This is a genomic window from Staphylococcus coagulans, from assembly GCF_022557135.1.
GTDB lineage: Bacteria > Bacillota > Bacilli > Staphylococcales > Staphylococcaceae > Staphylococcus > Staphylococcus coagulans.
The window spans coordinates 446,023-458,452 of sequence record NZ_CP092966.1 but is presented as its reverse complement, the minus strand read 5'-3'; the positions used below and the strand labels follow the sequence as shown (position 1 = coordinate 458,452).

Below are 12,430 nucleotides of genomic sequence, written 5' to 3'. Positions count from 1 at the left end.
CATGCTTGTTTAGGGACAGAAGACTCTAAGCTGATTCTGTCCCCTCGTAAGCGAATTATTATTATAAAAAAGAAGCGCTAAGATGGTTTTCTATTCAAAATCATCTTAGCGCTATTTATTTTGGGATTGATACCCTATCCCCTCATTTTTGTCTACAGACAGTCACACAAAGCCAAAATTAATGTATATTTTTCTGAATATTGTGATAAAATTAAAGCTGTCACAAACAAAGGGGGTATATGTTATGCGTAATTTCGTGACACTTTTAATTGTTGTCGTCTTTATTCTCACAGCATGTAGCCATGATCATCATGAGCAGTCGAAAAGCGAGACATTTCCAAATCGTACAATTGAAATTATTGCGCCCGCTTCACCAGGAGGCGGTTGGGATGCAACTGCTCGTGCCATACAGAAAATCATGCAAGATCAAAATTTAACTGATCAAAATATCACTGTCATAAACAAACCAGGCGGGGGTGGCGAAGTAGGATGGCAATATCTAACAGAGCGACCTGCTTCTTCCATTGCTATCAACTCCAGCTTATTACTGTCTAACCATGAATTAGGGTTAAGCAATTTAAGTCAACGCGACTTTACACCTATTGCTATTTTGGCGACAGAATGGATTAGTCTATCCGCTTCTAATCATTCTCATCTCAAATCAGGAAAAGAAGTCATGGAAAAATTAAAAAAGAATCCGAAATCGTTAACGATCGGAGTAGCGCCTGGCTTAGGAAATAACGATCACCTCGCATTTGTACAGGCAGCAAAAGCTTACGGTGTCGATGTAAAAAAATTAGATTTCCTTGTTTATAAAAGTGGTGGTGATTTAGAAACAGCGCTTTTAGGGGGGCATGTTGATGTCGCTTCCACAGCAGTCTCTGAAGTAAAAACGCAGCACCAAGCAGGAAAACTCAAAGTTCTTGCTACTACATCAGACAAACGAATACAAGGATTAGAAGATGTACCAACATGGAAAGAACAAGGATTAAATATTGTTTTTCCACATTGGCGCGGTGTCATGGGACCTAAAAACATGTCTAAAACAGAGCGTGCATATTGGAATGAAACTATGAAAAAAGTCGTTCAATCTGACCAGTGGAAAAAAATACGACAAAACAAAGATTGGGATGCATTTTATAAAGACAGTTATGAAACAGAAGACTTTTTAAATGCACAACAAAAAAAATATCAGCAACTGATTCAAGATGCTGGATTTTAAACAAAGGGGGTTTAAAATATGGCAAAATTCATTCCGCCTCTCGTCTGTCTTATGATAGGCATTGTCTATTTGATACTTTCGCTTCATCTCCCTATTTCTAGAATTGGAGATTCACAAAGCCCAAAATATTTTCCAGTTTTGATTTCAATTTTACTCATTAGTTCAAGTATCATCTATTTCTTTCAAATGTATCGTGACAAAGCAGTTTCTTTTGAAGCGTTCAAACAACTTTGGACACCCTTAGTCATAAAAAGAATCGGTTTAACTTGCTTATTTATTTTGATTTATACACTTATTTTCGAACGTGTAGGCTTTTTAATTTCAACCATACTCTTTTTAGCTGCAGTTATGTTTTTAATCAACGGATTAAAGCACTGGTTAAAAAATTTAGTTGTCGCAATCGTCTTTTCTGGGGTGGCATGGTATACCTTTTCACACCTATTAGACGTCAGCTTACCATAAAGGAGGGCTTACAATGGGAATAGATTTAAATAGTTTTTGGGAAGGATTAACAACAGCCTTCCAACCTATGAACTTATTATGGATTGTTGTTGGCGGATTCTTAGGAACTGTTGTCGGTATGTTACCCGGGCTTGGTCCAGCCACTGCAGTTGCCGTTCTTATTCCAGTCACGTTTGGGATGAATCCTGTGAGCGCGCTCATTTTAATGATTTCAATCTATTATGGCGCGATGTACGGTGGTTCGAGAAGTTCTATATTACTCAACACACCAGGCGACGGTTCAGCAATTGCTGCTACATTCGATGGCTATCCTATGACACAAAATCACCAAGCCGGTAAAGCTTTAACGATTTCAGCCGTGGCTTCTTTAATCGGTGGTTTGACTTCTGTCATTGGTTTTATACTACTCGCAAAGCCTTTATCTAACTTTGCACTCAATTTTGGTCCAAGAGAGTATTTTGTGCTCTTTTTATTTACCTTGTCTATGATTGTAACGCTATCACTTGGCAAAATGGTAAAAGGCTTCATCGCAATGTCTATCGGCTTAATGATGAGTACAATCGGTGTCGATTTACAAACAAGTGTGTATCGCTTCACATTTGATATCACACATTTAAGTGAAGGCGTTGATTTTCTTGTTATCATAATCGGCGTTTATGCAGTTGCAGAAGTTTTCTATAATTACATGCACTTAGATACGTTAGAACCGCCTAAAGCTGACCTCGGTTCAATGAAATTGACTAAAGAAGATTGGAAGCGCACGCGTTGGACGATGTTACGTCAAAGTCCGATTGGATTTCTCATTGGTGTATTACCCGGGGCAGGCGGGTCTGTCGCATCCCTATTAAGCTATGCCACTGAAAAACAAATTTCTAAAAACAGTAAAAAATTCGGTAAAGGCGCCATCGAAGGTGTCGCTGCGCCTGAAGCTTCAAACAACGCTGCTTCTGTTGGCTCACTTATTCCATTACTAACTATGGGTGTGCCTGGTTCAGGTACGACAGCTGTCATACTGGGTGCTGTTGTTATGTTAGGTTTGCAACCTGGACCTCTGTTATTTGAAAAACAGCCTGAAATGATTTGGACATTAGTTAATAGTATGTTTATCGGTAACATCTTTTTAGTGATTTTGAATATCGCACTTATCGGTTTATTGTTGAAAATTTTAAAGACACCACCAAAAACTTTGTATCCTATCATCTTGGTCCTAGCCTTTTTAGGCACTTATACTTTAAGTTACAGCATCATTGATTTTTACATTCTTTTGATTTTTGGTATCGTCGGTTTATTGTTGAAATTGCTCGATTTCCCAATTTCTCCATTAATTTTAGCTGCAATCATTGGCTCAGATATGGAACAAAACTTCCGCAAAAGCTTAATCACCAGTCAAAATCATTTAAGCGATATTTTCTTTGGCTCTCCGATTGCAATTGTATTAACACTTATGACGCTCCTTTCACTATGTTATCCTTTCGTGATGAAATTCATTAAATCGAAGCAGAGCAACACTTAACGAGAAAGAGGTCCATATCAAAATGAACAGCACCAACTATACATTGCTGGTGCTGTTCTTTTAATTCAACTGTTTTTGTGCTTAAGATATAGCTTTTACAAATTGCTTATTCGCTGTTAAATATGCACCCGTAGTTGTTTTTAACCGCGGTGTTTGATTTGCAGTATAAATGATTTGTTCGATTGTTAAAGTATCGCCAGGCTTTAAACTATCGATAGGCTCTTTTTTAAATGATCTTGAATCATATAAATAACATGTTTTAATAATTTCAACAGTTTTAGGGGCCTCAGTATAATACTGCTCATCAATTTTATTGAGTTGTTCTACAAATTTTTGATTAGCCGTAATCAAATCCCCTTCTACAGTTTGAAGTCGAGGTGTATCATTTGATGAAGCTACAATTTTGCTAATATAAAATGCTGTTCCGGGTTCGACATCACTAATTGGTTTTTTAAAATCTTTATCTTCATGTCGCTTAATTTTTTTAATTGTCACAACGCGCTTAGGATTCTCTTTAAAATAGCTATTTGAATCGCTAGAAGCAGCTTTTTTATTCAGAAATTCTACTTTAAAATTTTGACGCTTCATGACCATGTCTTTTTGATGTGTTGGATAAGAGGCATTTACAAGTGTCTCTTCATATCCATTAAATTTAATCTTTAAGTTAATATTGTAGCTAGCCATACTTACTAAATCTTTTGTCTTTATTGCTATTACATCATTATCTAATTGAAAATTTAATGATTGTGCATTAGCTGCATTATTAATTTCTACGGCTAAAACGTCTTTTATTTCAACTTTTTCTCCACGCAACAAATGAATCAATTCGTAATCTTTCCCGTTAATTCTTCGAGTTCCCAAATAGACTGGATAACATTCGATCGGTAAATTTTTAAAATGACGCTGATTAACATACAACGCTTGGTAGACCTGTCCATTTTCTATAAATAACGACTGACTTGATTGGTGTACGAGCGTTTCTAACAATTGCTCAAAAATCTCTTTAGCGTACGTTACATATGCATCGTAAAGCATACGATACACATCCATAGTCAACAATTGCGGAATACTGAACCCTTTTTGTTCAATTATTGATACCGCTTCATCAAATATTTGATAATAATCTTTTCGGGATAATGATTTTACAAATGTCTTTGTATGAAACATTCGCCGCATAAAATCCAATTCTATGAAACGCGCACATATTGCTTTTAAAGCCGCTTTAGGTATATCTAAATTTACGACTTCTTTTAATATTTCCAAATTGATTACAGCTTTCTCATACACAGATGTTTGTTTCACTAATGATACATTCTCTTGATAACGATTTGTATGGTATACCCCCACAGGCGTCATTGTTGCGGTTTGCGCCTTACCGATTAATTCAGAGAAAAATAATTTATCTTCTCCATATTTTCTATGTTTAAATTTAATATTATGGTCTATAACGAGTGATTTCTTAAAAACCTTACCTGGAGGTCCTACTGAACGAAAAATCTTGTCTATATTATAAGGTACTAAGTGTTGATCTTCTTTATATGAAGCAAATAAAGCAACTTTTTGAACTTTGTTATTTGTGTGCTTATATATTTGTCCAAATCCAATATCATCATGATTTTCATCTAAACTTTTTACTAATGAAGGAAACCCTTTGTCATCTAACCAATCATCCGCGTCCAAAATAGCAATGTATTTTCCGTTTGCTACTTTGATGCCTATATTTCTCGGTTCTGACGGTCCTCCCGAATTCGTGTCTAACTCAATTAAATGCATAAAGGGGTAACGCTCAACATACTTTTTAATCAATTCCACTGAATCATCTGTAGAACAATCATCAACAACAATAACTTCCATTTCATCTTTTTTAAAATCCAAACGAACAAGAGAGTCTAAACATTTCTCAATAAATTCTGCCTTGTTATATACAGATATAATAATTGAAACTAATTTCCCCATAAATATATCCCCCTCATATAATACTTAAAAGATGTTATTATGCAATAAACCCTTATTCTTAATATATTAAACATGTATGAATTTGTCATTATAACATAAAACACAAAATTTTCTTTCAAATATCTAAAGTTCTATATTTTCCGAAAATTGTTTTTAATTATTATTGTTTTCGCTATTTTATATTACATTTTAATGTTATAATACCAACTGTTAAATTGAATTCTGAAAGGATGATTCTTATGAACGCGCTATCGATTATAGTGCCTTTTTATAACTCAGAAGAATATATCTCGGATTGCATCAGTTATCTTAAACGTCAACGCAATCAAAATTTTGATTTAATTTTCGTTAATGATGGTGCGACAGATAATAGTGAATCATTATTGAATGTTGCTTTAAAAGACTATGATAAAAAAGTTAAATATATTAAATTAGAAAACAATCATGGGCATGCATATGCGCGTAATATAGGAATCAATGCAGTTGAAACACCTTATTTTATGTTTGTAGATGCAGACGATAAACTTGCTACATATGCGATTAATTTTTATTTAAAACATCTGAAGAGTTATGATGGTTTAATCGCACCTGTCCATGAGTTTACATTAAATATGCCTCAATATGTCAATCAAGATCGTGTTCAAATTAAGTACTTAGATACAAAACAAAATCCTAATTCTTTCTTAAGAAAAAATACCGTTTGTAATATCATTTTTAAAACAGCTATTGTTAAAGGACATAACATCCAATTTAATGATGCTCTTCAAGTCTATGCAGACTGGTCTTTTATTCTTGAATATATCCAGTATGCCGAACACTTTGTAAGGATTACAAACTTTCCATTCTATTTCAAAGGCGAAGTCTATGACCCATTTGAAACGAATACTTTATCTGAACAAAATTTTGACTTTCTCTTTGAGGATTACGCAAAAAGCTTTGTCGATGCATTAAGTCGTATAAAAAATAAAGATACACGTGCTTTTATTAAGCAACGGATGCTCAATAAACTCCATAATGAGTTCTCACCTAATTTACAAGAAACATCTGAGCGTTACAATGCGCATCAAGATACATTGGCGCAAGTGGCACGTCATTTAAATGGTGCTATTTTATCTGAGAAAAAGATACTGTTTTTTTTCGAAATGTTGGCATTAGCGTTTAAAAAGCCACAAGCAGCTGCTAAAATCAATCGATTGCGCTTTATTACCCGTCATATGAAGCGTATTGTACTACGACAAAAAAACAAAGAACAGTCTGAATACTTTTTGACTGATAAAGTTGAAAATGTAGATGAGAAAACAGTTGTTTTTGAATCATTTGGTGGAAAAAACTACAGTGATAGTCCTAAATATATTTATGAATATATGAGACACCATTACCCAGAACTTAATTATAAGTGGGTCTTCAGTGAACCAGAAGTCAATCAAGTCCCTGGTAATGCACAAAAAGTTAAGAAAAATTCAAAAGCGTACTATCAAGCTTATTCAGATGCTAAATTCTGGGTTTCTAATGCGCGGGTGCCACTCTTTTTAAATAAAAAACCGAACCAAGTCTATATCCAAACTTGGCACGGTACACCGCTTAAACGACTTGCGAACGATATGAAAGTAGTCCGAATGCCTGGTACAACGACAGCGCTATATAAACGGAATTTCCATAAGGAAGCATCACGTTGGGATTATTTAGTTTCACCTAACCGCTATTCTTCAGAAATATTCCGTACAGCTTTTTGGATGCCACCTGAAAAAATATTAGAAATCGGCTACCCACGTAATGATATTTTAGTGAATCGCGCTGACGATGTAGAGCTACAAAAAGAAATTAAAGAAGAATTAAACATACCAGAAGGTAAAAAAATTATCATGTACGCTCCAACATGGCGTGATGATGAATATATTAAAAAAGGTAAGTACACTTTTGAACTCAAAATTGATTTACCACGTTTACAAAAAGAACTCGGCGACGATTATGTTATCTTATTACGTATGCATTATTTAATTGCTAATGCACTGGATTTAAATGGTTATGAAGACTTTGCTATTGATGTATCAAACTACAACGACATTTCAAGACTTTACTTGATTAGTGATTGTTTAATTACTGATTATTCATCCGTAATGTTTGACTATGGTATCTTGAAACGACCACAATTTTTCTTTGCTTATGACATTGAAAAATATGATAAAAATCTTCGTGGTTTTTATATTGATTATCATAAAGACTTACCTGGTCCTATCCATACTGAACCTGGTGAATTAATCGAAGGTCTTAAAAATATTGATCATGTTGCACAAACTTATGATAAGCAAATCAATGCTTTTTATAACCGCTTCTGTGCGATCGAAAATGGACGTGCTGCTCAATATATTGGTGATATGATTTACGAAACCATTCAACAGACACACAAACAGTAAACGATAACCCTTGTTCACGAAACAAACGATGTGAACAAGGGTTTTTTATGATATGAAATTTTTCTATTTAAAATAACAATGATATACGCAGTGATTACTGATATAGGGCTAATAAAGATTTTGTGTAAGGTGCACGTTCTTCATGAAATAAATTTTCTATTGGAAATGCGTCTACAATTTCTCCCGCTTTTAATACGATAATACGTGAAACAATTTTTTGTAGAAAAGCAATGTCGTGTGAAGTAATCACCATTGCTTTTTGTGTCCGCTTCGCATGTTCATTTAATTGTTGTGCCATTTTATCTTCAGCAATGACATCCAAATGGGCAGTGACTTCATCACAGATCAATAAATCGGGCTGAAGCATTAACGTACGTATCACATTAAAACGTTGGAGTTGTCCTCCACTTAGCGCACTCGGATAGCGCTTTAATAATGTTTCAGATAATTGCATTTGATGCATGAGTTCATCACGATAATGACAATAAAACTCGCGTTTCTTTTGATTGTAATGAAACGCTTCATTCATAGAAGCTTCAATCGACAATTTAGGATTAAATGCATGTACGGCGTGTTGATATATAGGTAATATATATTGAAAAGTTGAAACGACTTGACCGCTTTGTGGTGCGACTTCTCCTAACATAACACTCGCTAAAGTCGACTTTCCCGAACCACTTTCACCTAAAATCCCTACTTTTTCATGCGCTTCAATTTTTAATGTAACATCTTTGAGCGCTTGCTGTGTTTGATATTTAACGTTGATATGCTCTAATTTAATCATTCAACTCGCCCCTTCTGTAACGGATGACGATAGCTTAAAAGTTTCGCACTATAAGGGTGTACAGTCGCCGAATTAAAATGTGACCATGTCCCCTTGTCGATGAGTTGCCCCTGTTTCATGACGTAAATATAATCACTAAAACGTGCAACGTGTGCTAAGTTGTGCGTCACAATCAATAAAGTGACTTGATGTGATTGCGCTAAATCACAAAGTAAGGTCATAATTTGATGTCCTGTAACGACATCTAATGCCGCTGTCGGTTCATCTGCTATTATAAGTGAAGGCTCTAGCATCATAACACTCGCAATTAAGACACGCTCCAGTTGTCCCCCTGATAACATAAATCGGTATCGTTTTGATAAATCTATTGCTTCTAATCCGACCCACCCTAAAGCTGCTTGAACATGGGCTTCAGCCGTTTCATGTGAAACTTGATAGTGTTGACGATAAATGCCAATGAGTTGCTTCTTGATGGGCATGTGGTCATTAAAACTATGCGTATAGTCTTGTGAAATATAGCCAATATGTCGCCCTAAGTAGGGTTTGAGTGTGCGTTCAGATACGTTTCGATATAAAAACGCTTGATAGGAAACACGACATCGCTCTGGCAAGACACCGAGCAAACTTTTAATAAGCATGCTCTTGCCAGCACCGCTCTCGCCAATTAATAGATTCACTTGTGAAGTATAAAGCGTGAAGTCGATATTTTGAACGATCGTTTTTTCTGCATCATGAATCGTCCAATCACGAATTTCAAGTAATTTATCCACTAAAGTGACGCTCCTTTCTTGTAAAATAGTCACGTAAGGCATCACCTGTCAGCTGGAAAATTAAAATCGTAACCGTAATCATCACCGCGGGTGCAAACAATAATAGGGGAGCTGAAGTCATAAAATCACGACCTGCATTCAGCATGGCGCCCCATTCAGGTAAAGGTGGTTGCGCTCCTAATCCAAGAAATGAAAGTGCCGAGATATATAAAATAATTTTACCAAAATCAACAGTAGCCACTACTAAAATCGAAGGCAACACGTGTGGCAAACAATGTCGCCATATAATGATGGGCGTAGGCACTTTATAAAATTTTGCCATCCTAATATAATCCTTGTCGCTTACACTTTTAACAATGGTCCGTGATAAGCGCGCATAAGTCATCCATCTTAACAAAATCATGGCGAATACAATATTCCAAATGCTTGGCTTTAACAGACTGGCCATTGCAATCACTAATACAAATTCAGGAATACTTAAACCAATATCAATGATACGCATGATCATTTTATCTAATTTTCCTTTAAAATAGCCCGCGAGCATCCCTATTGGCACACCCACCAGTATCGTTAATAACAGTGTTAACAAGCTAATTAACAACGTGTACCGCGCCCCTATCAAAAGACGTGCTAACAAATCCCGGCCATAATCATCTGTGCCTAACCAGTGTGCTGCACTGATAGGTAAAAGACTTTCATCTAGTTTCACATCAAAGGCAGCCTGTTTCGAAACAATCCCTTGTGCAACAATGAGTAAACATAAATAACCGATACATACCCACACAATGAAAGGTAAATGACGTCGTTGATTCATCATTGTGAAGACACCTCATATTCAGCTGTTTCTATTTGTATAGGTTCTGTCTTTTGATGTTGTAAACGTTGCTTTGGATCTAAAAACAAAATCAGCATGTCGCTTAACATATTCGCCAAGACCACAATCACACCCATCATTAACACAATACCTTGAATGACGGGATAGTCTCTCGCACGCACACTATCTACTAAAAATTGCCCTAATCCCGGAATACTAAATACACGTTCTATCACTACCGTCCCACCTACTAAACTTCCTATAGATAAGCCTAATATGGTCACGACAGGAACGAGTGCAGGTTTCAATATATCTGTAAAAAATATGTACCGTTCAGACACACCGCGTAAACGTGAAGCCGCAACTTCTCGACTTTGATACAAGTTCATCACTGTAGATCTCATCAATCGAATATAATAGGCGCTCATTCCAATACTCATTGCCATCACCGGTAACACCAAGTGAATGGGCGAAGTATACCCAGATGCAGGTAAAATGTTTAAACGGACTGCAAAGATATGAATGAGAACAATACCTAAAAAGAATGACGGAAGACTGACCGTCATCGATGTCGTGATACGAATCAATCGGTCCATTTTACTATTTGGGTGACACCCTGCCCATGTCCCTAGAGGTAATGCTGTCATCATAACGACCATTATCGTCAATATAGCTATCATTATTGTAGGTTGCGCATGAAAAATAAGCGCTTTGAGCACGGGTTCATGTGTTTGATAGCTCTCACCAAAATCAAAATGAAGCACGTGTCCTAACCATCGCCCATATTGTATAAGCCATTGATCATTTAAACCATACGCTTGGCGCGTGGCATTGATAGTCGACTGTGACACATTTGCTTCTCCAACATGAAGCATGTGAACTACTGGATCGCCTGGCGTCAACTTCATTAAAATAAAAGTAATCGTTGATAAAATCCACAGTACACTGATCATTTTAATGATCAGGCGAACAAATCTTTTAATGAGCATTTGTCATATCAACCTTTTCATCTACTAAATATATACCTTCTGGTGTTGCTTTAAAGTGACTCACATTTCTGTTTAGACCATCAACTGTATCATTGTAAGTAATATAACTTGCTGGTATATCACGTGCCGCTGTTTCAATAATGTCATTAGATAGTTTTTCACGTTGAGCTTGATTGACCGTATGATTTAATTGTTCAATCATTGCCGTCACTTTTGAATTTTTATAGGCACCTTTATTGACCGAACCATCTTGATGGTAGGCTTGATTGAAGAAGTAACCCGTATCCCCACGCGGAATCGTTCCAAAGCTATACATTGTTGCATCCCATTGGGAACGATCTGCTAAATAACCTTCAATATCATCAACTGTTCGGATATCTATATCGATATGGGCTTTTTTGGCGTCCGACTGAATGACCTGTGCCATTTTAGGTAATTCTGGACGACCTTCATATGTAATCAATTGAATTTTTAAAGGGTGGGTATCACTATAACCTTCTTTTTCCATTATCGCCCTTGCATCTTGTATATTTTGTTTTTTCACTGCTTGATGCTTAATAAAATCAAGATGGTCATTAAAAGGACCCGTAGCCGGCTGGGCAAAGCCTTTCGAAATTTCCTCTGCAATACCTTTTCTATCAATGACCGCATCTAACGCTTGGCGGACAGGGTGTGTCATCTTTTTACTTACTTGATTATAAACGACAATCTGTGTTCGATAACCCGATACACGCGCTATTTTTGTTCGATCTGACTTGGCTAATTGCTGAATACGATTAACAGGGACATCTGTGATTAAATCGGCTTGTCCAGATTCTAGATGACTGACACGCGCATTTCCATCTTCTTGATAAGTGACATTCACGCCATCAAGTTTGGGTTGTCCATGCCAATATTTGGAATTTTGGTCTAGACTGATTTTCTGAGAACGTTGATAACTTTTGATTTGATAAGGTCCCGTTCCTATAGGATGTGCATTTAAATCTGTTTTAGCATCCACGTCAAAAATCGCCACATAAGGATTTGCTAATTCAGAGGCGAGTTCAGGATAAGATGATTTTGTTGTAATTGTTACTTTTTGGCCTTGAGCCTTAATACTTTTGATGGGTAGTGTAGATTTGACAAAAGGACTCTTCTTCAATGCCGTTTCTAAACTTTTTTTAACTTTTTCTCCCGTCAGTGGTACCCCATTTTGGAAATGGATATGATCTTTAAGTTTTATTTCTAACTGGTCGGACGAATTGTAATGATACGATTGTGCTAACCAAGGTTGAATCTCACCATTTTTTGAAACTTTAAATAGCGTTTCTGCCGCACCGACTCGAACAGGAACGTCTGTTTCAAAAGGGGCAATTGAAGTTGTTTTCAAAGGGAGCTCAATATCCAATATTTTTTCGTTAGAATGGGAAGAAGTTCCACAACTTGCTAACAATAATGAGGCCGTCGTAAATAATGCCACTGAACGCTGATATTTCATAGTTAAATGCCTTCTTTCTCTCTATTTAA

The 12,430-nt window shown here is 36.2% G+C and carries 10 protein-coding genes; 4 read left to right on the top strand and 6 right to left on the bottom strand.

Annotated elements, in window-relative coordinates:
* The first annotated feature begins 244 nt into the window (after positions 1–244).
* Genes KM149_RS01955 through KM149_RS01945 form a run of 3 tightly spaced genes read left to right on the top strand, consistent with a single transcriptional unit; the run spans position 245 to position 3,197 of the window.
* Positions 245–1,222: a tripartite tricarboxylate transporter substrate binding protein gene (locus tag KM149_RS01955; RefSeq protein WP_165545279.1), complete on the top strand. Its 978-nt coding sequence runs from the start codon at positions 245–247 to the stop codon at positions 1,220–1,222.
* 18 nt (positions 1,223–1,240) lie between these two features.
* On the top strand, positions 1,241–1,684 hold the full coding sequence (locus tag KM149_RS01950; RefSeq protein ID WP_214971038.1) for a tripartite tricarboxylate transporter TctB family protein: 444 nt from the start codon (positions 1,241–1,243) through the stop codon (positions 1,682–1,684).
* 13 nt (positions 1,685–1,697) lie between these two features.
* Positions 1,698–3,197, top strand: a complete 1,500-nt coding sequence (locus KM149_RS01945; protein ID WP_060829383.1) for a tripartite tricarboxylate transporter permease — start codon at positions 1,698–1,700, stop codon at positions 3,195–3,197.
* 81 nt (positions 3,198–3,278) lie between these two features.
* On the opposite strand, the gene KM149_RS01940 is transcribed toward KM149_RS01945, so the two are convergent.
* Positions 3,279–5,153: a DUF5776 domain-containing protein gene (locus KM149_RS01940; RefSeq protein WP_182281131.1), complete on the bottom strand. Its 1,875-nt coding sequence runs from the start codon at positions 5,151–5,153 to the stop codon at positions 3,279–3,281.
* 239 nt (positions 5,154–5,392) lie between these two features.
* Between KM149_RS01940 and KM149_RS01935 the strand changes: the two genes are divergently transcribed.
* Positions 5,393–7,567, top strand: coding sequence for a bifunctional glycosyltransferase/CDP-glycerol:glycerophosphate glycerophosphotransferase (locus tag KM149_RS01935; RefSeq protein WP_214971040.1), 2,175 nt, complete (start codon positions 5,393–5,395; stop codon positions 7,565–7,567).
* A gap of 94 nt (positions 7,568–7,661) precedes the next feature.
* Here the strand turns inward: KM149_RS01935 and KM149_RS01930 are convergent, their stop codons facing one another.
* Genes KM149_RS01930 through nikA form a run of 5 tightly spaced genes read right to left on the bottom strand, consistent with a single transcriptional unit; the run spans position 7,662 to position 12,401 of the window.
* Positions 7,662–8,351, bottom strand: coding sequence for an ATP-binding cassette domain-containing protein (locus KM149_RS01930; protein WP_214971047.1), 690 nt, complete (start codon positions 8,349–8,351; stop codon positions 7,662–7,664).
* The gene (locus KM149_RS01925; protein WP_050345158.1) at positions 8,348–9,121 is read right to left on the bottom strand and encodes an ATP-binding cassette domain-containing protein; all 774 of its coding nucleotides are present in this window, start codon (positions 9,119–9,121) and stop codon (positions 8,348–8,350) included. The genes KM149_RS01930 and KM149_RS01925 overlap by 4 nt, the downstream gene beginning before the upstream one ends.
* Positions 9,114–9,938 carry a nickel transporter permease gene (gene nikC / locus KM149_RS01920; RefSeq protein WP_050329905.1) on the bottom strand — a complete coding sequence of 275 codons (825 nt, stop codon included), beginning with the start codon at positions 9,936–9,938 and terminating at the stop codon, positions 9,114–9,116. The genes KM149_RS01925 and nikC overlap by 8 nt, the downstream gene beginning before the upstream one ends.
* Positions 9,935–10,924, bottom strand: coding sequence for a nickel ABC transporter permease (gene nikB, locus KM149_RS01915; protein ID WP_050329903.1), 990 nt, complete (start codon positions 10,922–10,924; stop codon positions 9,935–9,937). Before nikB ends, nikC begins: the two co-directional genes overlap by 4 nt.
* Complete coding sequence (gene nikA, locus KM149_RS01910) at positions 10,914–12,401, bottom strand: nickel ABC transporter substrate-binding protein (RefSeq protein ID WP_214971050.1); 1,488 nt, start codon at positions 12,399–12,401, stop codon at positions 10,914–10,916. The genes nikB and nikA overlap by 11 nt, the downstream gene beginning before the upstream one ends.
* Positions 12,402–12,430: the final 29 nt, after the last annotated feature.

Excerpts from the sequence above, each read along its gene's own strand:
- KM149_RS01955 (WP_165545279.1), top strand. The coding sequence starts at position 245 with ATGCGTAATTTCGTGACACTTTTAATTGTTGTCGTCTTTATTCTCACA.
- KM149_RS01950 (WP_214971038.1), top strand. The coding sequence starts at position 1,241 with ATGGCAAAATTCATTCCGCCTCTCGTCTGTCTTATGATAGGCATTGTC.
- KM149_RS01945 (WP_060829383.1), top strand. The coding sequence starts at position 1,698 with ATGGGAATAGATTTAAATAGTTTTTGGGAAGGATTAACAACAGCCTTC.
- KM149_RS01940 (WP_182281131.1), bottom strand. The coding sequence starts at position 5,153 with ATGGGGAAATTAGTTTCAATTATTATATCTGTATATAACAAGGCAGAA.
- KM149_RS01935 (WP_214971040.1), top strand. The coding sequence starts at position 5,393 with ATGAACGCGCTATCGATTATAGTGCCTTTTTATAACTCAGAAGAATAT.
- KM149_RS01930 (WP_214971047.1), bottom strand. The coding sequence starts at position 8,351 with ATGATTAAATTAGAGCATATCAACGTTAAATATCAAACACAGCAAGCG.
- nikC (WP_050329905.1), bottom strand. The coding sequence starts at position 9,938 with ATGATGAATCAACGACGTCATTTACCTTTCATTGTGTGGGTATGTATC.
- nikB (WP_050329903.1), bottom strand. The coding sequence starts at position 10,924 with ATGCTCATTAAAAGATTTGTTCGCCTGATCATTAAAATGATCAGTGTA.
- nikA (WP_214971050.1), bottom strand. The coding sequence starts at position 12,401 with ATGAAATATCAGCGTTCAGTGGCATTATTTACGACGGCCTCATTATTG.